Source organism: Caldicellulosiruptor bescii DSM 6725 (assembly GCF_000022325.1).
GTDB lineage: Bacteria > Bacillota > Thermoanaerobacteria > Caldicellulosiruptorales > Caldicellulosiruptoraceae > Caldicellulosiruptor > Caldicellulosiruptor bescii.
The window spans coordinates 909893-932140 of the sequence record NC_012034.1 but is presented as its reverse complement, the minus strand read 5'-3'; the positions used below and the strand labels follow the sequence as shown (position 1 = coordinate 932140).

Annotated in this window: 28 protein-coding genes and 1 riboswitch; of the genes, 3 read left to right on the top strand and 25 right to left on the bottom strand. The window is 35.7% G+C overall.

The window, feature by feature from the left end; translation table 11 throughout:
- Positions 1-26: 26 nt before the first annotated feature.
- From ATHE_RS04205 to ATHE_RS04165, 9 genes are all read right to left on the bottom strand, one after another.
- Entirely contained in the window at positions 27-578 is a 552-nt protein-coding gene (locus tag ATHE_RS04205) for a GNAT family N-acetyltransferase (RefSeq protein WP_015907383.1), read from the bottom strand.
- 6 nt (positions 579-584) lie between these two features.
- On the bottom strand, positions 585-1061 hold the full coding sequence (locus ATHE_RS04200; protein ID WP_015907382.1) for a metallophosphoesterase: 477 nt from the start codon (positions 1059-1061) through the stop codon (positions 585-587).
- Entirely contained in the window at positions 1042-1653 is a 612-nt protein-coding gene (locus tag ATHE_RS04195; protein ID WP_015907381.1) for an XTP/dITP diphosphatase, read from the bottom strand. The genes ATHE_RS04200 and ATHE_RS04195 overlap by 20 nt, the downstream gene beginning before the upstream one ends.
- The gene (gene rph, locus ATHE_RS04190) at positions 1622-2398 is read right to left on the bottom strand and encodes a ribonuclease PH (protein WP_015907380.1); all 777 of its coding nucleotides are present in this window, start codon (positions 2396-2398) and stop codon (positions 1622-1624) included. The genes ATHE_RS04195 and rph overlap by 32 nt, the downstream gene beginning before the upstream one ends.
- 21 nt (positions 2399-2419) lie before the next feature.
- On the bottom strand, positions 2420-3403 hold the full coding sequence (locus ATHE_RS04185) for a GerMN domain-containing protein (RefSeq protein ID WP_015907379.1): 984 nt from the start codon (positions 3401-3403) through the stop codon (positions 2420-2422).
- 106 nt (positions 3404-3509) lie between these two features.
- Positions 3510-4490, bottom strand: coding sequence for an MraY family glycosyltransferase (locus ATHE_RS04180; RefSeq protein WP_015907378.1), 981 nt, complete (start codon positions 4488-4490; stop codon positions 3510-3512).
- Positions 4483-4995, bottom strand: a complete 513-nt coding sequence (locus ATHE_RS04175; protein ID WP_015907377.1) for a hypothetical protein — start codon at positions 4993-4995, stop codon at positions 4483-4485. Before ATHE_RS04175 ends, ATHE_RS04180 begins: the two co-directional genes overlap by 8 nt.
- Positions 4992-5774: a CheR family methyltransferase gene (locus ATHE_RS04170; protein WP_015907376.1), complete on the bottom strand. Its 783-nt coding sequence runs from the start codon at positions 5772-5774 to the stop codon at positions 4992-4994. The genes ATHE_RS04175 and ATHE_RS04170 overlap by 4 nt, the downstream gene beginning before the upstream one ends.
- 24 nt (positions 5775-5798) lie before the next feature.
- Positions 5799-6185, bottom strand: coding sequence for a GNAT family N-acetyltransferase (locus ATHE_RS04165; protein WP_015907375.1), 387 nt, complete (start codon positions 6183-6185; stop codon positions 5799-5801).
- Positions 6186-6305: 120 nt separating this feature from the next.
- On the opposite strand from ATHE_RS04165, the gene ATHE_RS04160 reads away from it, so the two are divergent.
- The gene (locus ATHE_RS04160; RefSeq protein ID WP_015907374.1) at positions 6306-6800 is read left to right on the top strand and encodes a MogA/MoaB family molybdenum cofactor biosynthesis protein; all 495 of its coding nucleotides are present in this window, start codon (positions 6306-6308) and stop codon (positions 6798-6800) included.
- 15 nt (positions 6801-6815) lie between these two features.
- Here the strand turns inward: ATHE_RS04160 and ATHE_RS04155 are convergent, their stop codons facing one another.
- The 11 genes from ATHE_RS04155 to ATHE_RS04105 all read right to left on the bottom strand — a co-directional run bounded on the left by ATHE_RS04155 (position 6816) and on the right by ATHE_RS04105 (position 16407).
- Entirely contained in the window at positions 6816-7742 is a 927-nt protein-coding gene (locus tag ATHE_RS04155) for a cyclic pyranopterin monophosphate synthase MoaC/MOSC-domain-containing protein (RefSeq protein WP_015907373.1), read from the bottom strand.
- Positions 7743-7749: 7 nt separating this feature from the next.
- The gene (moaA, locus tag ATHE_RS04150; protein WP_231503411.1) at positions 7750-8685 is read right to left on the bottom strand and encodes a GTP 3',8-cyclase MoaA; all 936 of its coding nucleotides are present in this window, start codon (positions 8683-8685) and stop codon (positions 7750-7752) included.
- A 5-nt stretch (positions 8686-8690) separates the two neighbouring features.
- Positions 8691-9854, bottom strand: coding sequence for a molybdopterin molybdotransferase MoeA (locus ATHE_RS04145; protein ID WP_015907371.1), 1164 nt, complete (start codon positions 9852-9854; stop codon positions 8691-8693).
- The gene (locus ATHE_RS04140) at positions 9851-11065 is read right to left on the bottom strand and encodes a molybdopterin molybdotransferase MoeA (RefSeq protein WP_015907370.1); all 1215 of its coding nucleotides are present in this window, start codon (positions 11063-11065) and stop codon (positions 9851-9853) included. Before ATHE_RS04140 ends, ATHE_RS04145 begins: the two co-directional genes overlap by 4 nt.
- Complete coding sequence (locus ATHE_RS04135; RefSeq protein WP_015907369.1) at positions 11062-11649, bottom strand: ATP-binding cassette domain-containing protein; 588 nt, start codon at positions 11647-11649, stop codon at positions 11062-11064. Before ATHE_RS04135 ends, ATHE_RS04140 begins: the two co-directional genes overlap by 4 nt.
- A complete protein-coding gene (locus ATHE_RS04130; RefSeq protein WP_015907368.1) occupies positions 11642-12274 on the bottom strand; it encodes an ABC transporter permease in 633 nt (210 codons plus the stop codon). Before ATHE_RS04130 ends, ATHE_RS04135 begins: the two co-directional genes overlap by 8 nt.
- Positions 12275-12293: 19 nt before the next feature.
- Positions 12294-13112 carry an extracellular solute-binding protein gene (locus tag ATHE_RS04125; RefSeq protein WP_015907367.1) on the bottom strand — a complete coding sequence of 273 codons (819 nt, stop codon included), beginning with the start codon at positions 13110-13112 and terminating at the stop codon, positions 12294-12296.
- 103 nt (positions 13113-13215) lie between these two features.
- A riboswitch (molybdenum cofactor riboswitch) is annotated at positions 13216-13348 on the bottom strand.
- Positions 13342-14022 carry a HesA/MoeB/ThiF family protein gene (locus ATHE_RS04120; protein ID WP_015907366.1) on the bottom strand — a complete coding sequence of 227 codons (681 nt, stop codon included), beginning with the start codon at positions 14020-14022 and terminating at the stop codon, positions 13342-13344. (Overlaps the previous riboswitch by 7 nt.)
- A 7-nt stretch (positions 14023-14029) precedes the next feature.
- Positions 14030-14260, bottom strand: coding sequence for a MoaD/ThiS family protein (locus tag ATHE_RS04115; RefSeq protein ID WP_015907365.1), 231 nt, complete (start codon positions 14258-14260; stop codon positions 14030-14032).
- Positions 14235-15995 (bottom strand): aldehyde ferredoxin oxidoreductase N-terminal domain-containing protein, encoded by a 1761-nt coding sequence (locus ATHE_RS04110; RefSeq protein ID WP_015907364.1) that lies wholly within the window; start codon positions 15993-15995, stop codon positions 14235-14237. Before ATHE_RS04110 ends, ATHE_RS04115 begins: the two co-directional genes overlap by 26 nt.
- 1 nt (position 15996) lies before the next feature.
- On the bottom strand, positions 15997-16407 hold the full coding sequence (locus tag ATHE_RS04105) for a 4Fe-4S binding protein (protein WP_013403731.1): 411 nt from the start codon (positions 16405-16407) through the stop codon (positions 15997-15999).
- Between the two features lie 262 nt (positions 16408-16669).
- On the opposite strand from ATHE_RS04105, the gene ATHE_RS04100 reads away from it, so the two are divergent.
- Positions 16670-17419 (top strand): fumarylacetoacetate hydrolase family protein, encoded by a 750-nt coding sequence (locus ATHE_RS04100; protein ID WP_015907363.1) that lies wholly within the window; start codon positions 16670-16672, stop codon positions 17417-17419.
- A 40-nt stretch (positions 17420-17459) separates the two neighbouring features.
- Here the strand turns inward: ATHE_RS04100 and ATHE_RS04095 are convergent, their stop codons facing one another.
- The 3 genes from ATHE_RS04095 to ATHE_RS04085 all read right to left on the bottom strand — a co-directional run bounded on the left by ATHE_RS04095 (position 17460) and on the right by ATHE_RS04085 (position 19288).
- On the bottom strand, positions 17460-17822 hold the full coding sequence (locus ATHE_RS04095; RefSeq protein WP_015907362.1) for a hypothetical protein: 363 nt from the start codon (positions 17820-17822) through the stop codon (positions 17460-17462).
- Positions 17823-17907: 85 nt separating this feature from the next.
- On the bottom strand, positions 17908-18480 hold the full coding sequence (locus ATHE_RS04090; RefSeq protein WP_013433105.1) for a BofC C-terminal domain-containing protein: 573 nt from the start codon (positions 18478-18480) through the stop codon (positions 17908-17910).
- Between the two features lie 76 nt (positions 18481-18556).
- Positions 18557-19288, bottom strand: coding sequence for a YebC/PmpR family DNA-binding transcriptional regulator (locus tag ATHE_RS04085; protein WP_015907361.1), 732 nt, complete (start codon positions 19286-19288; stop codon positions 18557-18559).
- A gap of 136 nt (positions 19289-19424) precedes the next feature.
- Between ATHE_RS04085 and ATHE_RS04080 the strand changes: the two genes are divergently transcribed.
- Complete coding sequence (locus ATHE_RS04080; RefSeq protein ID WP_015907360.1) at positions 19425-20912, top strand: oligosaccharide flippase family protein; 1488 nt, start codon at positions 19425-19427, stop codon at positions 20910-20912.
- Here the strand turns inward: ATHE_RS04080 and ATHE_RS04075 are convergent.
- Positions 20883-21494, bottom strand: a complete 612-nt coding sequence (locus ATHE_RS04075; protein WP_015907359.1) for a hypothetical protein — start codon at positions 21492-21494, stop codon at positions 20883-20885. The genes ATHE_RS04080 and ATHE_RS04075 overlap by 30 nt on opposite strands.
- 21 nt (positions 21495-21515) lie before the next feature.
- A complete protein-coding gene (locus ATHE_RS04070; RefSeq protein ID WP_015907358.1) occupies positions 21516-22136 on the bottom strand; it encodes a YigZ family protein in 621 nt (206 codons plus the stop codon).
- Between the last annotated feature and the right edge of the window lie 112 nt (positions 22137-22248).

Below are 22248 nucleotides of genomic sequence, written 5' to 3'. Positions count from 1 at the left end.
TTGTGTTTGTTTTTATTATATCACATTTAAGTTTTGTTTGCTATTTTTAAATAATCTTTTCTTGTCATTCCCATAATAATTACATCATGAAATTTTCCTTCAATAAGCCTTGCTTCTCTTAAAACGCCCTCAATCTTAAAACCGCACTTTTGATATGCTTTAATTGCCCTTATATTCTCATCGAAAGTATCAAGTTCTATCCTATTGATATCAAGTGTATCAAAAAGGTATTTCACAAACGCTTTAATTGCATCGGTGCCAAATCCTTTTCCCCAGTAGTTCTTTTCTCCAATATGTATGCCAAGAACTACCACTTTGTTAATAGAATCATAATCTCTATAGGAAATAGAACCAATCGGCTTTTTTGATTCCTTTGTTTCTATGATAAATCTTTTAACAGAAGAGGAGGAACGCCTGTAATACCATCTTCTAAACTCACCTATAGTCACATTTGAAATATTTGTTTCTGCTCTTGCCCAGTAGGTAACTTCTGGATCATTTGCCCATTTTTGAAGATATTTTAAGTCCCCCCACCTAACCTCTCTTATATTCACAAGTTCACCTTGGGCTATTATCAATTTCTTTCACACCTTTTCCAAATATGCTACAACCCCGTAAGGAGTAACTTCTGCTATTGCAAACGACCTTGAACCATCCCTTGAAAAAGCTAAACTTCCCGGATTTAAAAAGAGAATGCTATCTGAATAAAACTCCTCCTGCTGATGAGTATGACCAAAAAAGCAGGCATCCACTCTAAATGCCTTTGCATGATTTACAATAAGGTCATATGTTGACTTCACAGAATACAAATGACCATGGGTGATGAGGATCTTTTTGCCACCAAACTCAATTATCTTCTCAGACGGAAAATCCTTTGTAAAGTCATTGTTGCCTCTTACAATCTCAAACTTGAGATTGGGAAACCTGCTTTGTAGATAAATTGCATCTTTTACCAAATCTCCAAGGTGAATGCACATTTCTATGTTCTTCTCGTATTTTTTAATAATCCTCTCTGCATCATATACAATCCCGTGTGTATCACTAATTACAAGTACCTTCATTGTAAATCTCACCCAGAATCTTTTTTAAGTTTTCAAAAGCCTTTGCTCTGTGAGATATTTGATTCTTTATATGGCTGTCAAGCTCTGCAAATGTCTTGTCAAATCCATCAGGTACAAACACAGGGTCATAACCAAAACCATTTTCGCCTCTTGGTTCAAAGGCTATTCTGCCACGGCAAATACCTTTTGTCTGATATATCCTACCTTGCTGGTCAATAAAAACAAGAACACATACAAACTGCGCTCCTCTTTTGTCTTCTGGCACATTTTTTAGCTCATCCAAAAGTTTTTTTATTCTATCCTCATCTGTGGCTCTCTCTCCTGCATACCTTGCAGACATCACACCCGGCCTTCCACCTAAAGCATCCACCTCAAGCCCAGAATCATCAGCAAGTGTGGGCTGCCTGTAAAGGGTATATATCATCTTTGCCTTTTTCAAAGCATTCTCTTCAAACGTTCTGCCATCTTCTATGATGTTTACACTGCTGTCAAAATCGTTTAGTGTAACCACGTCGTCAAAATAACTTCCAATGAGCTGCTTTATTTCCTTTGCTTTTCCCTCATTCTTGGTCGCAACGAGAAGTTTTCTCATCTTTTGGCACACTCCCAACAAGCTCGCAATCTTGTCCCAAAACTTCTTTTTGTACTTCTATTATCTTTTGTATACCCTGTTTGCCAAGCTCCAAGAGTTTCTGGAATTGCTCCCATGAAAAAGGAGCTCCTTCAGCAGTTCCCTGTATCTCAATAAACTCACCTTTATCGTTCATAACAAGGTTCATGTCAACTGCAGCTTTTGAATCCTCTTCAAAGCAAAGGTCAAGCATTTCAACGCCGTCGCAAATTCCCACAGATACAGCCGCAACAAAGTCTGTTACAGGAAAGTTTTCAATTATCTTTTCATCGTAAAGTTTTTTGCACGCATCAAACATGGCAATAAACCCGCCAGTGATAGACGCTGTTCTTGTTCCTCCATCTGCCTGGATTACATCGCAGTCTATGATTATTACTCTTTCTCCAAGCGCTTTAAAGTTTATACCTGCTCTGAGTGCCCTTCCAATAAGTCTTTGAATTTCGTGACTTCTTCCACTGAGCCTCAGTTTATTTATATCTCTTACATTTCTCTGCTGGGTTGCACGGGGTAGCATTGAGTATTCAGCTGTTATCCATCCTTCCCCACTTCCCTTTTTAAACGGTGGTACCTTGTCGTCAATGGTTGCTGTGACAATTACTTTTGTGTTGCCCATTTCGATAAGGCATGAACCTTCTGCATATTTGATAAAGTTTCGTGTTATTTTTATTGGTCGAATCTCATTGTAAGCTCTCTGGTCTTGTCTCATTATCTTTTTGCTCCTTTCCTTTTACAATCTTATTTTTAAACTGTTAAGCTTGAACTGGCCTATATCTATATTTTCTTTCAAGTCATACTGGTCAAGATAAGGTTCTTTCCCATCTATTGAGATCTTTAAATACTTAAGAGTTTTGTCTATTCCCCTTGCAGTAAAACATATTGAAGAAAGAATAATATCTACTTGGCTACTACCTTTTAGGTTTAATAGCTCTTTTGACAGATCAATATACAAAGTATTTTCTTTTATCTTTACATTATTCAATTTTAACCCATTTAACTTAGAAAATCTACAGCTAAGACTATTGATTAAACTTTTTTGTGCAAATGTCATGGGAATATTTTTAAACTTTTCTGGAATATCTATCCATTTAGGAATTAGAAAAATCTCTGTCAAAACCTTTTGAGGAACAAAAATTATAACCTGTCCTGCTTTTTTTCGCTCAAAGGCTTTGTTTATATACCTTCTCCCTTCATTATAAAAGTATACTCTATCTATATTTTCAAACGATGTCAAGTAAAAGGTTATTGCTTTGATGTAAAAATCCAAATATTTTTGTTTGAAAAACTCATTATTTAAGTCAACAGCTGCAGTGCCATTTTCAATTTTCAAGAAGTTTATCTTCACACTGTCAGGAAAGATACAAAAAAGCCCAAAACTTCTGAGAGTGTGCTGTCGAGAAGCAGAAAAAATGGAAAGTTCAAGCCCTCTTTTTGCAACATCAAGTGTCTTGGTTGATAAAACTTCTGTCAACACCAAATTGTGATTTTTATCACAAAAAATAGTTTTAATACTTGCAAGATTCTCACTTTGTCCAGTTTGTTGAGAAAAATAAGCATCACTTTCCACAATCTCAAATTTGATGCTATCGTCTGTTTGACTGCTGTCGTTATTGTAATTACTTTCCTGTGAGGTGGAAGATAGACTTTCCCAGCTGCAACCTGCCAAGAAGATTAAAAAAGAAAGCACAACAAAAAAAATAATTCTTTTTCTCATTCCAAACCACCCTTTCAAAAAGTTATGTTAATCTTTCATATTAAGAAAAATATTTAATCAATGGGCGGCTTAGAACAAGAAAAAGAACTTAAAAAACTTTGATATCTTATCTTCTGGCAAGAAGCATGATAATCAGGGATGTCAAAGAAAAACAAATACTAACAAGGTATAAAAACAAGACTGTCTGTTTCTGATTCAAACCTGCCTCCAAAAGCCTAAAATGCACCTGGCTTCTGTCAGCCTGATAAATAGGCTTGCCTTCTTTGATTCTCTTGAATATGACAAAAAGGTTATCAAAAATGGGAAGTCCAAGTGTCAAAATTGGTACTATCAGTGATACTACCGTTGCAACCTTAAAAGTCCCTTCTACCGCAATTGTTCCCAGCACAAACCCTAAAAAAGTGGCACCGCTGTCGCCCATAAAGATTTTAGCCGGATGACGATTGAATATCAAAAACGCAGAAGACACACCCACTAAAGCTGCTGCCATATATGTTGAAACCTTTGCGGTTGATATTATGCTCAGATTCATCAGTGCAACAAAAAACAGGGTTGTTCCGGAAATTGTGGTAATACCAGCTGCAAGTCCGTCTATACCATCAATAAAGTTTATAACAGTTGTCACTCCAAAAAGCCAAATAACTGTTGCTATATACTGGAACCAAACAGGAAAGCTTATGAATTTATGTGTAAAAGGATTTGTAATCCCTTCAATCTGTATTCCCATAAAGAATACTATTGAACATGCTAAAATCTGAACAATGAATTTTGGCAGGGCACTCAGTTCTTTCCCTTGTGATTTATACCAGTCATCTAAAAGACCTATTGCTAAAATCAAACATGAAGCAATAAAAAATCCTAAAAATTCCTTGCTAAAACCTCTTATCAAAAACTGGGATATGAAAAAAGCCAAAAAGAGAGCTATACCGCCTGTCACCGGTATAGGTGTTGAATGAATTTTTCGGGGATTGGGTCTGTCTACAAACCCCAGCTCAATAGATTTTTTCTGCACATACGGTGTGATGATGGTTACAATGACAAATGCTACCAAAAACGAAAGCGCGTCTTTTATCACAAGCTCAGCCATGGTTAGTCCCTCCAAAGATTTTGAAGCTCTTTAGTTTTTGTAAAATCAGCGTAAGAAGATAATCATACAGAATAAAAATAACTTCTGAAGAAATAACTGTAAGAAGTATTCCATATTTGAAATGCGGAATCTCTTTTATAATTAGTTTGAACATAAAATATAAAATAATTAACGCAAAGTTGTAATACAAAAGCTTTAAAAAAAACTCTACATAAATGGGAAAGCCTTTTTCACATAAAGCCTTTATTATAGGATATAGACCAAAAATTAAAATATAAACCATTGCTACAAGCTTGTTAGGAATTAAAAATATCCCTGACAAAGAACTTGCAATATATACTAAAAATCCCTCTTTAATTCCAAAGAGCCAAACCATTATCATGATACTTACAGAGCAAAGTATATAAAATATGCTATTTGCTCGTGGCAAGATTGAAGCAAATATCAAAAAGATTATTATCAGTGCCACCATCATACCTGCGTATGTTATTTTCCTTGTGTTCAAATATTCATCACCTTTTCATAAAAGAAGGTTTTTATGGGTTTTAACCCATATTTTTGAGGCATTATTATCTGTTCGGTTGAACCTACAAACAAAATACCATTCATGACAAGCGACTTGTTAAAATTTCTGTAGACCATATCCTTCGCTTCTTCAGTAAAGTATATTAAAACATTGCGACATACAATCAGGTCAATATCCTTTGGATAAGGGTCTTTCAAAAGGTCATGGTGTTTGAATTCAACACATCTTTTTATTTCATCACTTATGTAATATAATTCTCCATTTTCTTTAAAAAACCTTCTTACAAATTCTTGAGGCAGTCCTTCTAAGCTCTTTTTCATATATACTCCCTCTTTGGCTTTTCTTATAGCATCATCATCAATATCGGTTGCTAAAATCTTTATTTCACTCAAAGGAAAAAATCTTGTCAAAAGCATTACAATTGAATATGGCTCTTCGCCTGTGGAACAGGCAGCAGACCATATCTTGGGTCTCTTTGTCCTCTTTAGTATATACGGCATTATTTCTTTTTCAAGTATCTCCCACTGTTGAGGGTTTCTGTAAAATTCTGAGACATTGATAGTTAAATAATTTATAAATTCGTTGAAAAGTTTCTGGTCCTTTGTTAACGCATTATAATAATCTGCAAAAGTTTCATATCCATTTTTTTTCATAAGAGACTCAATTCTTCTTTTCATTTGTTTTTCTTTATAATACGAAAGATTTATTCCTACATATTCCAAGACCTTTTTCTTGAACCACTCATAATCAAGTTGCATCTCTTACCCTCTTTCTACAAAATTTTATTGCTGACATTTTAGATTCGCATAAAATGCCTGAACATCTAAAACAAGATATACTCCCTCTTCTACAAACCCAACTCTTTTGAAAAAATTGTCATTGAGCCCCTTTTTTACTTTAACAAAACTTATTGAATTTCTATAACAGTAATTAATCTGCATTTTTAAAAGCCCATCTCCCAATCCCATGTTTCTATATTCTTCCTTTACAAAAATGGACAAGATCTCAGCTATACCATTTTCAATCTTGATCTGAGCAACTCCTAATATATTGCTGCTATCCAACACAACATGTGAAATTGCGTCTGCATTAAAAGGTACATTGTTGACACTACAAAAATTTTTGATTTTCTCTCGGTTTTCCAGTGGTACTTCTTTGATCTCTATCATCAAATTTTCCCTCTTTCAATACAAGAAAATATCTTATATAATTATAACAAATTTATGTTGACTTTGAAATGCCAATTAAAAAATATTGTAGCAGAAGCATTGCAGGAAGGAGATGAAAGAATGAATTTTACATTTGCAGTAATCACATGCTCGGACAAAGCTTCAAAAGGAGAAAGAGAGGATTTGAGCGCAAAAGTATTAATTGATATATTATCATCCCAAGGTTTTATAAATGTATTTTATAAGATTGTACCAGATGAAAAAGAAATGATAAAAGAAGCTATAGTTCAGGCACAAAAAAGCGGAGCAAACCTGATACTGACAACTGGTGGAACAGGATTTTATAAAAGAGATGTGACACCCGAGGCAACACTTGAAATTGTTGAAAAACAAACACCAGGCATTTCAGAGCTTATAAGATATGAAACGGGAAAGATAAACAAGAGAAGCTACCTTTCCCGTGCAGTGTCAGGAATATATAAAAACAGTTTGATAATAAATCTTCCAGGTTCGCCAAAAGCAGTAAAAGAGTGCCTTGAAGCAGTTTTGCCAATTTTAGAACATGGCCTAAATATTCTTTTAGAAAATGAAAAAGAATGCGGAAGCGAAAGCTAATTAGAACTAATTTTTTTATCCATTTATAATCTCAATAATATCTCCTGCTTTGATCTTGCCACCTTTTAATACTTTTGCAAAAAGACCCTCTTTTGGCATTATGCAAACCCCAACAGACTTTGCAATTTCGCAGCCACTGCCGTGACACTTTTTCCCTATTTGGCTTATTTCAAGTAACACATTATCTCCTATTTTAAGTTTTGTCCCAAGTGAAATTTTTTGAAAATCCAAATTTTCTGTTGTAATGTTCTCTGCAAACTTTCCAAAACAAAGGCCTTTAAGACCGTACTGCTGCATCTTCTTTATGCTTGAGATATCAAGAAGACTTACCTGACGATGAGAAGACCCTGCATGGGCATCTCCTTCAATCCCATAGTCTTCAATCAAAATGGCTTCACTTACTGGTTCTTTTGGAGTCCCTTTTTGTCTGCTGATGTTGATTGACACAACCTTTGCAGTTTTATTTTCACTCTCAAAAATGTAATGTCCAGATTTTCCCCCAGATTTTTCTATAAGCCTGACATCAGTAATTACCATATCTTTTTTTACCGCTTTGCACATGTCATACACTGTCTCTAAAAAAATGACAACGGCTGTGATTGCTTCCATCTCAGCACCTGTTTTTGCCTCAGTTTTTACTTCTGATACCGCTTCAATGTACCCTTCTTCCCTCTCTATTTTATACGAAACATCAACAAAAGACAAAAATATGTTGTGACAAAGAGGTATGAGTTCAAACGTCTTTTTAGCAGCATTTATAGCTGCAATTTTAGCAGTTGCAAACACATCCCCTTTTGGTAAAAGCCTATTTTCAATTGCTTCAATAACATCCTTTCCTACAAAGATTTTCCCAATTGCCCTCGCAACCCTAAAACTTGGCTCTTTTGACGTAACATCTACCATCTTAGGAAGACCATCTTTGTCAATATGCGTAAATTCCATCTTCAATCTACCCTCCTATTCTGAACATCGGCATATCTGATTCTAAGCTTCTTATCAACTTTTTCTTTTTTACAAAATCCTCTATCTTTCTGAGCAGGAGAGCTTCATCATTCAGAAAATCTCTTAAACGCAAGCCAGTTTTATCAAACAGGCAGTTGTAAAGCATGCCAGTTGATGAGACTCTGACTTTATTACACGTTTTGCAAAAATGGTCTGACACAGAACTTATAAAACCTACCGTGTAGTCGAAATCTTCAATATAGTAATATTTAGCAGCCGAAACTTCCACTGTCCCTATTTCTTTTATCCTTTTAAACCTTTTAATAACATCATCTTTGCTCACAAATTCGTCTTTAAAGATTTGGTTGGCAACGCCAATTGGCATAAGTTCAATAAAGCGAATAATAATATTATTCTTTTTTGCAAAGGAAATCAAATCTTTTATCTCATCAAGGTTCACAGAGCGAATGAGCACAGTGTTTATCTTCACTTTTTTGTGTTCTTTGAGCTCTTCTATAGTCTCTAAAACCTTATCCAAGCCGTCAATTCCCGTTACAAACTTGTATTTTTCTCTATCTAATGTATCAAGAGAAATATTTATTGATTTGAGCGGACTTTTAATAATCTTTTTAATCTTTTCGGTATCTAACCAACCATTTGTTGTTATATTTATATTTTCTATACCAATCTTGTTTGCAAACTCAATTATCCCAAAGATGTCATCTCGCAAAAAAGGTTCACCGCCAGTGATACGAAGCTTTTGTATCCCAAGCTTTTTAAATGCAGAGATTATTCTAAATATCTCTTCTTCTGATAGCTGACTTGAGCTTTCAGAGCATAAATCCTTTGTTCGGCAATACATGCAAAAAAAGTTGCATCTATCAGTCACCGAAAGTCTTAAATAGTTTATTTTCCTTGAAAAACCATCAAACATTTTCATCACCTTTTTCAAATCATCTTTACCTCAACCAAACTTCCCTCTTCCACAACATCCACATTTACTGGAACAATTATATATCCATCTGCCCGTATCAAACTTGAAATCACGCTTGCTCCTCTTTTTAAAACTCTTGCATGGTTTTTGCCATCCTTGTTTTCAACCTGTACTCTTATATACTCCTCAGCTCCAACGTCCGACCCAATCCTTCTTTCCAGTACAGCAAAGTAGCTTTTTTCTTTTGGATTTAGCAAATATGCCTCAAAGAAAGCTTTTAAAAAAATCTCTTTGAGAACAAAAAACATGGAGACAGGAAAACCAGGAAGTCCCATTACAAGCTTTCCATTTACCTCACCTATGACTGTTGGCTTTCCAGGCTTTATAGCTATACCATGGACAGTGACTTTACCAAGACTTTGAATTGCCTCATGTGTCAAATCCTTGTCACCTTTAGATGAACCAGCATTTATAAACACAATATCAAACTCGTCTAAAAGTTTTTTCAAAGTTTCTTTAAGAACATTTAAATTGTTGGCAATCGGTCTAAAAATGGTAATTTCAAAACCATACTGTGAAAGAAGTTCACTAAAAATCACCGAATTGAACTCAACAAGCTGTCCAACTTTTTCAATTCTATCAACAAGCTCATCCCCAGTTGGCACAAAGGCAACTTTTGGCATTTTGTAAACCCTGACGTCAAGCCACCCACCAGCTTTTAAATATACCTTGTCAAAAAATGTCAAAAACTCACCTTTTTTGATTATCATCTCACCTTCTTTTATATCCTCGCCCTGTAAACGCACGTTTTGACGCGGATAGTAGCTTTGAAAAATTTTTATTTTACCGCCTTCAACTTGGACATCTTCAAAAGGAATAACCGCATTGAAATTCTCAACACTTTCCCCTGTTTGGACAGTTTTGAAATTTTCAAGATATTTTGGATTTGTATCATACGCGTCAAATGTCTCTTCAGCCATCACAGCATATCCATCCATTGCAGCAACATCTGCAGGTGGAGATGTGTGAATAGCTTTGTAATCCTCCGCAACAAATCTATTTTTCGCATCATACAATGAAATCTCTTCTTCTTCTAATACCAGATATTTCTTTAGAATTTCCTGGATACAAGCTCTTGCATGCTGGGGAAGCACAGCATAAAAATGATAATCTTTCATATCAATATCACCTCAACAATATCTCCTGCCTTGATACCGGTCTTTGTTGCATCAACTCTTATATATCCACTTGCATTATTCAAAAGATTTATCGAACCTGATTTTCCATAAAGAGGCTCAGCTAAAATCTCATCACCAAAATGAAGCTTTACAAATACAAACTCTGTTCTGCCGGATGAAGTTGCAATGCTTGTCTTCATCTTTGCAAGAATTTTTCTTGAAGTGTCCTGCTGATGTAATATGATGTCAATGAGCCTTTTAACAAAAAAGTTGAATATAAAAAGGCAAGACACAGGATGACCAGGAAGTCCAAAAACCGCCCTTGTTCCAACCTTTGCTATTATTGTTGGCTTGCCAGGTTTTATTGAAACACCGTCAACAAGCACCTTGGAATCTTTTAGGCTCTCAATAGCCTTTAAAGTGTTGTCGTATGTGCCAACAGAACTTCCACCTGAAATAAGAACAATGTCATTTTCCTGCAAAGCTTTAAAGAGGGCATCTTTTAAAGCTTCAAAATCATCTTTTACAATCCCGTACATTTTTGGAAGAGCATATTCCTTGTAGCATGATGTGTACAATGTAAATGAGTTCACATCATAAATCTTTGCACTATCGAGTTTTTCATCCTGCGATATTATCTCATCTCCGGTTGAGATGATACCCACTCTTATTTTTTTAAAAACCTCCACATCCTTTTTCCCTATTGCAGCCAGCACACCAATTTGAGCAGGCTCAAGTTTTTGATATTTCTTGATGACAATGCTATCTTTTTTTATATCCTCACCTTTTCTAAGTATATTCTCGCCAGGCTTTGCTGGCTTGAAAACATAGAGTTTTCCATCCTCTTCAATGGTATTTTCAAACATCACAACGGCATTGGCATTTTGCGGTACATACCCTCCTGTGAATATCCTTGCAGCCTGTCCTTTTTGTATTTGAAGGTCTGGTACCTCACCCGTTTTCACCTCGCCCACTATTTCAAACACTGCCGGGTTTTCATCATTTGCTTCAAATGTCTCTTCACACCTCAAGGCATAGCCATCAACTGTGGACTTATCAAAGTGAGGAACATCTATTCCTGATACAATGTTTTGAGCTACAATTCTAAAAACTGCTTCTTGGATAGAAACCTTTTCTGACTCAAGATTAAAATCACAAAACTCATTTTTGAGTATCTCAAAAACCTCAAAATACGTTTTTAATACCTTCATTTGTAGAGCTCCCCTTCTTTAATAATCTGACCATTTTCAAAACGTATCACATTGCCCTTCAAAGCTGCACCTTGATGATGTGTTACAACTATTATACATCTTTTTTGTGCTTCATCTTCTATAAGTTTGTACACAAACTCTTTTACATCTTTGTCAAGAAAAGAATCAGGCTCATCCAAAAAAAGTACATCAGAAGGTATACAAAACGCTCTTAAGAAACTTACCAGCTGTCTTTGCCCAGCTGAGAGCTGATTTATGTTGGCTTTAATAGGAACACCAAACATCTTTAAAACCTCTTGAGCAGACTTTAGCCTCTCATGCGAAAGGGCAAGTGCAAGATTATATTCAACCGACCCTTTAAAAAAATATGGCTGCTGCGGAAGCATAATGTTTTTCTTAAACAGATTGTGTATCCGCCCTGAATATTCTTTGTCTTTTCCAAACAGCATTTTCAAAAATGTGGTCTTCCCGCAACCATTTGGTCCTTTTACAATATAAAGCCCCCTCTTTTCGAATGTGAGATTTTTGCACTCAAACAATTCTCTGTTTTCAAAACTCTTTTTTACATTTACCACTTCAATCAAAGACATCACCCTGCAATATTTGCAAAATTGTATTAAAAGTAAATGAGATGGCAAGCAGCACTAGCCCGAGCATAAGAGCGTTTGAAAACTCACCTTTAGTAATTTCAAAAATTATGGCTGTTGTCAAAATTCGTGTGCTTCCTTCTATGTTACCTCCAACAATCAAAACTCCACCAACCTCAGAAATTGACCTTGATAGTCCCAAAACAATAGCATACATTATTTCTTTTGAATATTCCTTCATAATGGCTGTATACCTTTTGCGTCCTTTTATGTTCAAATAATCTAAGTTTTCAAGAACCCTATCTATGTTTTTAAGTCCAGACAGGGTATAAAGCATCACTATAGGAACAATTAATATTACCTGGGTAATTATCATAGCCCATTTGGTAAAAAGCATGTCCAAAAAACCAAGAGGACCTTTTCTGGAAAGAAGTATGTATATAAGCAGCCCTGCAAGCACAGGCGGTAGCCCAGATAGAGTATAAACTATTCTAATTAGTACTTTCCTGTATTTAAACCTTTTGACTTTGATAAAATACCCTGCAAAAACACCTATCAAAACTGCCAATAATGTCGAAGGAATACATACAACTAGGGTTGAAAGAACTACATTTGCCAGCATCTTTATACCTCTTGACTGCTTATTTTACCGCTCTGTAGATTTCTTTTTTGAAGAATTTTTGGTTAAAAGAACTTACAAGATTTTTGAATTCCTTGCTTTTTAAGTAAGAAGCAAATTTAGAAAGCTCCGCTTTTTTAGGTGAGTAAGCAAAGTAATAAATATTTGTAAGCACCTGCTCCTTCGGATTTTGATAAATTACATCCAAGCTCTCTAATTTATCTTTCATCTTATAATATGTGGCCTCATCTGTGAGAATAAAAGCTTTCTTTTCATTTGCAAGATTTAGACTCATTCCCATACCCTGCCCTGACTTTATATAGCCTCCAAAATCTGGCTGAACCTTTGCTAACTTCCATATCTCAAGCTCTCTTATATAAGTTGCCGAGTTGTCTGCACGCGAGACAAATTTAAAATTATTTTTTCTTATCAGTGCAAAAGCTTCATGGACACTTTTTACCTTTTTAAATAAATCTTTTTTATCTTTTGGCCCAACAAGTATAAAATAGTTCGAAACAAACGCAGTATAACCATTTATAAGCTTCTCTTTTTTAAGCTCATCCAAAAACGACTTTTCATGTATTATTATCCCATCAGCGTCACCATTTTTAAAAATCTTCACCGCCTGACCGCTTCCCACTGAAATAAAATTGAACTTCACATTATTTTTCTTTTCAAATGCAGGTGTAACAAAGTCCAAAAAACCACTGTCATATATACTTGTAGTTGTAGCTATCTTGTAAGTTTTAACAGAAGCAGTCCCAGAGAAAATACTAACTCCAAACACACAAATCAAAACAAAAAATACAACGACATTTTTTAAATATCTTTGCGTTTTCATGCGCTTTTCCTCCCTTTCCATAAAATTTTTATGTTATAAAAACGAAAAAGGATACTCCCCCGCTTTGAAACTTGAAATAGGAAAGAGTATCCTTCTAAAGCTAAATTTTAGAAGAATCTTTCCTTTCCAAAGCGGGAGGCGCAGAGGTTTCCCAAATCTGCACCCTATCGGCCACAGCTCCATGAAGAGGATACACCCTCTTTTTAGGCTTCTGCGGCTCGGAAAGATTCTAAAACTCAAAAACTCTGTATTCATTTGTCAGAAGATTTACAACCATACACTTTCCGATTAAGTTCTCACCTTGAGCTGATATCAGCTTACAAAATTCAGAAAGTTCCAAAGCTGCTGTCAGCATTGGTGCAAAAATAGGGTTGCCCATGTCTTTTTCAGCACCTTCAACATTTGTCTCTCCCAAAAGTTTTTCAATCCCTGGTGTGTCTTTTGTTATGACGGCAATCTGAGCATACCAGCCAGCACACCCGCCGTGAATTAATATTTTCCCCATCTTTTGTGCAAACTTTGAAAGGCTCTTTCTTATTTCTATATTGTCAGTTGCATCAAATATATAACTTGCTTCCATCAAAAATATATCAAGATTTTCTAAATAAGCCTTTTCCTTTATAGGTTCAAAAGAAACGGCAGGGTTTATCTCTTTTACTCTTTTTTCAGCCTCAAACACTTTGAATTTTCCAAGGTTGTTTACGTTAGAAATTATCTGCCTATTGAGGTTAGTCTCATCAAAAGAGTCCATATCAACAGCAATAATCTTTTTCACACCAAGCCGCGCAAGTCCTTCAATCAAAAAACCACCTATTCCACCCACTCCAACAACTGCAACTGTTGTTGAAAGAAGTTTTCTTTGCCCTTCTTCTGTCAAGGCACTCAAGTTTTTTAAATATCTTTTTTGCATACTCAAATTAGCCTCCAGTTGCAAATGGAGTTATATACACACTATCATTTTCCGACAAAACATAGTCAAAGTCAACTCTTTTTTGATTGACAATCACAAATCCTACTTTGTCTTTTGGAATGTTTAAGTTTCCAAGAAGCTTTTCTACATTTGTGTTCGGGTCAATCTCAACTTCCATTTTCCCTATTTTGCTGCCGTACCTTCCAAAAAAACTATTTACCTCTACTCCAATCTTCATATTCCTTTTCCACCCTCTCGATATACATTTTCAAAAGCCTATTTAACCTCTCTTCATCCATCTTACCCCACATTGTCGGTGTTTCAAATATTCTCTTTGGAAACTTATAATTTTCAAGTGAATATCCAAGCTCTTTTTTGATTTTCAGTTTTGTGAAAAATACATCATTCGCAAGTCGTGTGAGGTCATCGTCTGTCCAGTTTATACCAACAGCATTTAACGCTTTCAAGATGGTTGACCTGTCATACACCTTTCGGGCAAACAGACATATGCATAGTGATGTGAGCACTGCCCTTTCTTTTTCTTCATTAATTACATAATCTATTATTTCCTCATCTTTTAATTCTTTTGCACTCTGGTCATAAGAGTAACCTGCATTGTCTAAATGAGAATGCCTTGCACCAACTGTTTGACCAAGCGCAAATGCATAGCCTGTATGATATCCTGCCATCTCATTGCCACCATACAAAAGTGCAAACTCTTCTCCTCCATATTTTTTCACAGCTTCTTTCAAACCTTTGCCAATTGTGTAGTAAAACTCGTTGCTTCTATCTGCAATATTGTCGATTGCTTTAACATACTCCATGGTGTTGCCAAACTCAAGGTCAGCAAGAGTGTCTTCTCTTGAGATAAGTCCTTTTTTGAGCGCTTCTGTTGCCCATGCCAATACAACACCTGTTGAGATAGCATCAAGTCCTGCAAGTTCAACCTCTTCTATAATCTGCAATACCTCGTCTGTTGTCTTTATCCCCAAAAGGCTTCCAAGTGCGTATATAAGTTCATGGTCATATGAGACAGAAATGGACTCATACTCATATCCCTTGTCAAACTCGCGTCTGAACTGTCCTATATGGATGCATCCAATAGGACATCCTACACACGAAACCTTTCTGACAAGGTTTTTCTCAGCAAATGTCTCACCTGAGATATCGTCCGCATGCTCAAATGTTGACTGAAGTAAATTCTTAGTTGGAAGAGAACTTATGCTATTTAGAACTTTGATATTCATAGGTGTTCCAAGCTCGTGATACTTAGCCATTGCATCTGTCTGTGTAACTTTTTTGTATATCTCCTGATAAGTCTTAAAGTATTCTTTAAGGTTGGCAATTGGCAAGTCCTCTTCTCCCATTATCATCATAGCTTTGAGGTTCTTGCTGCCAAAGACCGTACCAATCCCAAGCCTTCCAAAATGTCTGTAAGTATCAACGTTGACACAAGAGTATGTTACAAGGTTTTCCCCTGCCTTGCCAATTCTGATTATGCTTCTTTTTCCTGGACCTGGCTCTCTTTCTCTTATCACTCTTCCTGTTTCTTCTATGTCAAGTCCCCACATAGCCCTTGCATCTTTAAATTCAATATTCTTATCTGTAATGACAAGGTATGTTGGCTTTTGAGCCTTTCCTGTTATTACTATTGCATCATATCCCGCATTTCTTATAGCCATTGCAAGTCTTCCACCTGCATGGCTTTCACCATACTCGCCTGTATGAGGTGAAATGAAGGTTGCTACAGCTTTTGTCACAACAGGAAAGATTGTTGAAAGAGGTCCGATTGAAATGATTAACGGCTGGCTTTCATGCAAAGGGTCAACACCTTTTTTCATATTTTCCTCTAAAAGCTTTGCAGCAACACCTGCTCCGCCTAAGTATTTATAAAGATCCTTCCTTTCTTGAATGTCTGCTTTTTTGTTTGTAAGGTCTATATAAAGCACTCTTATAAAGTCTTTGCCTATCATCTTACTCACTCACCTCTTCCATTGAAAGACAATTGTGTGGACACATTCTCACACATGCTCCACAGTGCTTGCAAACAATTGGAATTTTCCTGTCATAGTCCATGTGAATTGAGCCAACTATACACGCGCTAACACATTTTTCACATGCAATGCATTTTTCTTCGATTAGCTTAACACCGCCACCAGGCCTTTTTACAAGCGCATTTGTAGGACAAGCCTCTGCACACGCTGGTTCTTTGCACGCAACACAAATTGTTGCTGCAAACTTACTCTGAAGTCCTCCTCTTGTCTTAACTTTTATTGAGCTTTTTGCAAGGTTGTGATTGTTATGGTTCACCGCTGCGCATGTAAGCATGCATGTAAAACACCCCAAGCACTTGTTCATGTTATCAGCTCGAAGAACCTTTGGCAATTAAATCACCACCTGTAAAATCATATTTAAAACTTTCTTATATTATTATCCTCCAAAAATACTATTTTAATTAATACCCAAAATATTAAACCTTTAATCACTCAAAAATTAAATTTCGTTTAAAATTTAACAATCTTATTATATCACCTAAAATGAAAGTTTACAAGAGGCTACTTGCAATTTATTATTTGTGTTTTTGGTCAGGATATTATATAATTTTAACCAAATTATATTTTACATTATTGAGAGGTGCTAAAGATAGATGAAGCTTGGAAGATTTTCTTATGCAAACAAAACATTTTTCGGACTTGTTGAAGGCAGCTCAGTGAAGGTTTTGAAAAGTCTTGCCCCACTTAAAATAAGCGACCAATCTTATCCCATAGAGGAGTTGAAAATTTTGCCGCCTGTCAAGCCTTCAAAGATTGTATGTGTAGGTCTTAACTACAAAGACCATGCGAAAGAGCTGGGACTTGAGCTTCCTGAAAGTCCCGTGCTGTTCCTAAAACCTCCGACATGTGTGATTGGTCACAACGACAGTATAATTTATCCGCAGCACATGAGTAGCCAGGTGGACTATGAAGGAGAGCTTGCGGTGGTTATAAAAAAAGAGTGTCGCAATGTAAAACCACAAGAGGCAGATGAGTACATACTTGGCTACACGTGCGCAAATGATGTGACAGCAAGGGATCTTCAGCCAAAAAACGGTCAGTGGACTGTAGCAAAATCTTTTGATACTTTTTTGCCACTTGGTCCTATTATAACAGATGAAATTGACCCAAACAACAGTCCAATCAAAACTTATCTTAACGGCAAACATGTTCAAAATTCCAATACAAGCAATTTCATCTTCACCGTTCAGGAGCTTGTAAGTTATATAAGTTCTATAATGACTTTAAAACCTTTTGATGTGATAATTACAGGAACACCTTCTGGCATTGGAAGTATGAAAAAAGGAGATGTTGTTGAAGTTGAAATTGAGGGGATTGGAAAGCTTATTAATTATGTAAAATAAAGGCTGGCAGTTTTAATTGTGCCAGCCTCTTAAGACTTTTTTATACAGCATTGTGAACAAATGCAACTATCTTTCTGCATGGAATGTCAACTATTGAACCAAGGCCACAAAATCTTCTGCGTGGCGGGCAACATCTTTCTCTTCGATGATGCTCACCAAACTCTTCTCTTGAGTCATAGCCTCTGTACCAGAAGGGGTCATCTGGTGGTGTCCCTATAGTTACAATAAGCCTTATAAACCTTGGTGTGACAAGTGCCAAAACACCTGTAAATCCCTGTCCGCTTTCTCCTCCGCTTTCTGTGAACACTGTAACTGTCTCACCCAAGTATCTTCTCATGTGCTCACAAATGTCGTGGTAATGATGCTCATGACCTTCATACCTCAAATCCAATTCTTCTGACATACATTCCTACCTCCCATAATTTATATTATGTCTTCTTCTATTGACATAATATGAATTATGGGTAAACTGTGTTACATAAAATTTTTTAACTCCCAAAATCCTCAATTATCTTTATTGCATCTTCAAACGAGTTGACCACGATTCCTTTTTTTAAATCATTGACCTCTTGTTCTGGTAAGTTCTCAATACTAATTGGAGTAATGAGCTTTAGAGTATCACCATCTACAGGTTGCGAATAAAATATAGCTACTCTTTCGTCTTTTATAGAAATTATAAAATGGTTGGGACAAAATCCGTCAAATACTCGGCTTATCACCACATACTTAGAGCTAAATGCATCTATTTCCCATCCTGCAAACATATTTTTAAAGTCCTGTTTTGACATCCCTACATATTCTTTTGGTACTAATTTTTTCTCTTCAATGACGTGTCCACATCCTTTAAAATATTTTCTTACAACAAACAAAGTATTATCAGCTATTCTGCCTTCTATGTCCTTGTTTATATATGCAATCTGTGTTACATTCCTACCTTTTATATCCTTTTCAGACTTTACTTTTCCTCTTTCTAATGTAATAGTAAACCCCACTGCAAATGACACTATAAACAAGAAAATAATAATAGCAGTGAGCGTGGCAGTTTTAAAATACAGTTTCATTTCTTGTAGCCCCCATCAATAACTCAAACTTTTTTTTACTATTATTCCCTGCCAAACCCACTGCTATACATAAAGTTTACTCTTCATCTTCTTCCCAGTTGTGATAAACCTCTTTTACATCATCGTTATCTTCAAGCATGTCAATAAGTCTTCTCATTTTCTGGGCATCTTCACTTGAAAGCTTTACATATGTCTGGGGAATCATCTCTATCTGAGCTCTTATAAATGTAAAACCTTCCTTCTCAAGACCTTCTCTGACCTTTGAAAAATCCTCAGGTGATGTAATTATTTCATATATACCATTTTCTGAGGTAAAATCCTCAGCACCATACTCTAACGCCTTTTCCATCACAAAGTCTTCATCAGGAAAACTTTCTTTTTCAATAACTATGACACCTTTTCTGCTGAACATCCATGAAACACAGCCTGTTTGACCAAGATTTCCACCATTTTTGTCAAAAATGTGTCTAAGTTCACCTGCAGTTCTATTTCTGTTGTTTGTCATTGCCTCAACAATAACTGCAACTCCACCAGGTCCATAGCCCTCGTACGTAATGTCTTCGTACCCTGTTGTGTCAATCTCACCAGCTGCCCTCTTTATAAACCCCATTATCTTATCCATGGGCATGTTGTTTGCCTTAGCTTTTGCGATTACATCCCTGAGCTTCGGGTTTGTCTCAGGATCAGGGCCGTACATCTTTGCTACAACCATAAGCTCTCTACCAAGTTTTGTAAAAAGTTTCCCTTTCTGTGCGTCTGTCTTTTCTTTTTTGTGTTTTATATTCGCCCACTTTGAATGTCCAGCCATATTCTTACTTCCCCCTACTTTTTAAACTCCTATTGTGCTCAATATGGAATTATAAATTAGATTTAAAGCTAATGTCAAATGAAATTGGTACATAAGATTTAATAATGAACAAAGATTAGCTTGTGATGAAAGAAAGATGAATAAAAAGATTTTAAAGCAAATCGTAATACTTACACTTTGTAATATATTAACATATAGCCTATTTTTCTTTTATAGAATATTCATATCGCGCAGAATTGGTTCTGTTGGCATGGGACTTTATACATTTGGCATGACACTTTATTATCTATTCTACAGCATATCAAGCGGTGGAATTTTGACAGCCATTTCAAAATATATTGCTGAAAACTGCTGTCCAGCTGGACTAAAAGAAAAAGTTGTCTTTGTGATGGGCAGGATACTCTTTTTCTGGAGCGTTATAATTGCCTTATTGTTTTGTGCATTAAACCCATTTTTCTGTGATATTGTATTTGCTACTCCACATCTCAAACACTTAGTATACCCTCTTATTGTGTGTATTGTGGTTGTAACACAGTCAGCTATTTTAAAAGGCTTTTTTTATGGCATTCAAAATCCTACTCCACCTGCCTTGGCAGAAGTATTTGAAAATATCGTCAGACTTTCCATCACCTGTCCCATTTTTTTAACAGTAGCAAAGTCATCTTCGCTTGACACAAAGCTATTTTTGTCTTTCTTAGGAATTCTTATAGGAGAACTTTCAAGTCTGAGTTTCCTTTGGATATCATACAAGCTCAAATACAAAAATATTCGATTTTCGATTAAGCTTTCTGAGATTGTGCAGATTTCCTCTAATATATTCAAAGTATCTGTGCCGCTTGCCACAGCAAGTGTACTTGGAATGATTTTTCAATCGGTCGAAAACATGATAATTCCTAAAATGTTTGAAATCATTGGTAATACAAAAACTCAAGCAATTTCTATCTACGGAATAATTAATGGAATGAGCTTCCCAGCAGCAACCTTGCCACTTGTAATAATAAATTCACTATCCATAATAATTGTTCCTACCATCTCTGAAACAAAGATAAACACAAAAATTCTAAACTCTCGAATAAACTCTTTTCTCTTGCTTACCATTGCTATTTCATTGCCAGCAACATGCATATTTTTACTTTTTCCTGTACAGATTTGTAATTTGCTATACAAAAACCCTCAAGCAGGAGTGTATCTTAAACACATTGCACCTGCAATAGCATTTTATTATCTTTCTGTTGTACTTTCAAGTTTACTTAATGCACTTGACAAGGTCTATTTTAATTTTATTTTAAATACAGTACTGACAGTAGCAAGATTGATAGCCTATATCCCGGCAATATTACTTTTCAAAAGTGAAACCCCTTATATCTGGATTTCAAATCTATTTGCTTTTATTTCATGCATCATAATGATTGAAAAGATATCGAAGCTTGAGTTTGAATTTATTCTTGAAAAAAGGATAATTTTTCTCATATTCCAATTTGCAGTTGTGTGCTTGCTTATATTTACCATACTTATTTATCTGAATATAACTTCAATGCAAATCTTCATTATCCTGTTTTCAGCAGGATATTTTCTCAGCGTTTATTTTATCCTTCTATATCAGAAAAGGCGTAAGAAAGACTGAAGGCAAATATATATAAAGCAAACTGTAAAAAAGCACAATTACAAATACTACTGCCAAGGCCTTTGCCCTTGTTATTCCGAAACCCTTTGAAAGTGCTTCATAAACGGATATCAAGAAAAACATCTCTGACACTTTAAAAACTGCATAGCCAATTGGTAAAAACCAGAAGATAATACCTATTAAAAATATATATGACGGAAGAAGATACGATACTGTCAGTGTGGTTATCACTTGTGAAACATTAGCTCTTTTTGTTGTAGCAATGGAAGCTGCTAAAAAGACTATAATTACCAGCATAAAAAGCTTAAAAATTTGGTTTGAAAAAAGGGTAATGATAAGCCTTGCCAGTCTTAAATTCTCTAAATCAGATTTTATCCTGTCCGTGAAAAAAACAAGACCTGCTTCCCCAGGCATAATTTCATACCCTTTTCTTATCTGAAAGTAAACATAGATTGTAAAAAGTGCAATATATACCAAAAACACTACTATTCCTGCTACAAAATTGTTAAGAAGCGAAACGTTCTGAACAAAATAAAGTGGATTTGCAAAAAGGTATCTATACACATTTTCTTTCTTGTACACAGCATATACACATCCTTTTTCCTAAATTGCTCTTAAAACTATCCCTTTTTTGTCAGCCAGGAAATTGCCGGATGTAATATCTGAAACGTTCTTTATAAACTCATCAACCTCTTCTTTTTTGATTGTCAGCAACAAATCCACAACTTGCGAATATTCAATCTTTTCTATCTTTGTATTAAACCTTGAAGCAAGCCATTTAATCTTATCAAAATCAAAATACTCTATGCTGAGCACAACCTCTTCACACTCATGATACTCCAAAATACCCGCTTTTTCAAGTCCCAAGCTAGCTGCCTGAGTGTATGCCCTGACAAGTCCTGACGCACCCAGCAGGATTCCGCCAAAATAGCGTGTTACTATAATCAGAACATTTGAAACATTATTCTTTCTTATTACCTCCATGACAGGAAGCCCGGCTGTACCTTGCGGCTCCCCATCATCAGAATACTTTTGCACAGGATATTCAATACCATATGTATAGGCATACACGTTGTGCGTAGCATCATAAAACTCTTTTCTGACCTTGTCAAGGAAGGTATTAACCTCATGCTGATTTTCTACCCTGAAAACTGATGCAATGAACCTTGACTTTTTTTCAACAAATTCTACTCGGACATTTTGTGCAACGGTTTTAAATCCCATTTTTTATTTTAAGCCCCTTTGCCATAATTAATTATATAACTATTTCTACATCAAAAAGGGCTGTCATTTTATGTTAAATCAAATGACAGCCCGTCAAAATTTTGTACCATAT

Excerpts from the sequence above, each read along its gene's own strand:
- ATHE_RS04200 (WP_015907382.1), bottom strand. The coding sequence starts at position 1,061 with ATGAAGGTACTTGTAATTAGTGATACACACGGGATTGTATATGATGCA.
- ATHE_RS04195 (WP_015907381.1), bottom strand. The coding sequence starts at position 1,653 with ATGAGAAAACTTCTCGTTGCGACCAAGAATGAGGGAAAAGCAAAGGAA.
- rph (WP_015907380.1), bottom strand. The coding sequence starts at position 2,398 with ATGAGACAAGACCAGAGAGCTTACAATGAGATTCGACCAATAAAAATA.
- ATHE_RS04185 (WP_015907379.1), bottom strand. The coding sequence starts at position 3,403 with ATGAGAAAAAGAATTATTTTTTTTGTTGTGCTTTCTTTTTTAATCTTC.
- ATHE_RS04180 (WP_015907378.1), bottom strand. The coding sequence starts at position 4,490 with ATGGCTGAGCTTGTGATAAAAGACGCGCTTTCGTTTTTGGTAGCATTT.
- ATHE_RS04170 (WP_015907376.1), bottom strand. The coding sequence starts at position 5,774 with ATGCAACTTGATTATGAGTGGTTCAAGAAAAAGGTCTTGGAATATGTA.
- ATHE_RS04165 (WP_015907375.1), bottom strand. The coding sequence starts at position 6,185 with ATGATAGAGATCAAAGAAGTACCACTGGAAAACCGAGAGAAAATCAAA.
- ATHE_RS04160 (WP_015907374.1), top strand. The coding sequence starts at position 6,306 with ATGAATTTTACATTTGCAGTAATCACATGCTCGGACAAAGCTTCAAAA.
- ATHE_RS04155 (WP_015907373.1), bottom strand. The coding sequence starts at position 7,742 with ATGGAATTTACGCATATTGACAAAGATGGTCTTCCTAAGATGGTAGAT.
- ATHE_RS04145 (WP_015907371.1), bottom strand. The coding sequence starts at position 9,854 with ATGAAAGATTATCATTTTTATGCTGTGCTTCCCCAGCATGCAAGAGCT.
- ATHE_RS04140 (WP_015907370.1), bottom strand. The coding sequence starts at position 11,065 with ATGAAGGTATTAAAAACGTATTTTGAGGTTTTTGAGATACTCAAAAAT.
- ATHE_RS04130 (WP_015907368.1), bottom strand. The coding sequence starts at position 12,274 with ATGCTGGCAAATGTAGTTCTTTCAACCCTAGTTGTATGTATTCCTTCG.
- ATHE_RS04125 (WP_015907367.1), bottom strand. The coding sequence starts at position 13,112 with ATGAAAACGCAAAGATATTTAAAAAATGTCGTTGTATTTTTTGTTTTG.
- ATHE_RS04120 (WP_015907366.1), bottom strand. The coding sequence starts at position 14,022 with ATGCAAAAAAGATATTTAAAAAACTTGAGTGCCTTGACAGAAGAAGGG.
- ATHE_RS04115 (WP_015907365.1), bottom strand. The coding sequence starts at position 14,260 with ATGAAGATTGGAGTAGAGGTAAATAGTTTTTTTGGAAGGTACGGCAGC.
- ATHE_RS04110 (WP_015907364.1), bottom strand. The coding sequence starts at position 15,995 with ATGATAGGCAAAGACTTTATAAGAGTGCTTTATATAGACCTTACAAAC.
- ATHE_RS04100 (WP_015907363.1), top strand. The coding sequence starts at position 16,670 with ATGAAGCTTGGAAGATTTTCTTATGCAAACAAAACATTTTTCGGACTT.
- ATHE_RS04095 (WP_015907362.1), bottom strand. The coding sequence starts at position 17,822 with ATGTCAGAAGAATTGGATTTGAGGTATGAAGGTCATGAGCATCATTAC.
- ATHE_RS04090 (WP_013433105.1), bottom strand. The coding sequence starts at position 18,480 with ATGAAACTGTATTTTAAAACTGCCACGCTCACTGCTATTATTATTTTC.
- ATHE_RS04085 (WP_015907361.1), bottom strand. The coding sequence starts at position 19,288 with ATGGCTGGACATTCAAAGTGGGCGAATATAAAACACAAAAAAGAAAAG.
- ATHE_RS04080 (WP_015907360.1), top strand. The coding sequence starts at position 19,425 with ATGAATAAAAAGATTTTAAAGCAAATCGTAATACTTACACTTTGTAAT.
- ATHE_RS04070 (WP_015907358.1), bottom strand. The coding sequence starts at position 22,136 with ATGGGATTTAAAACCGTTGCACAAAATGTCCGAGTAGAATTTGTTGAA.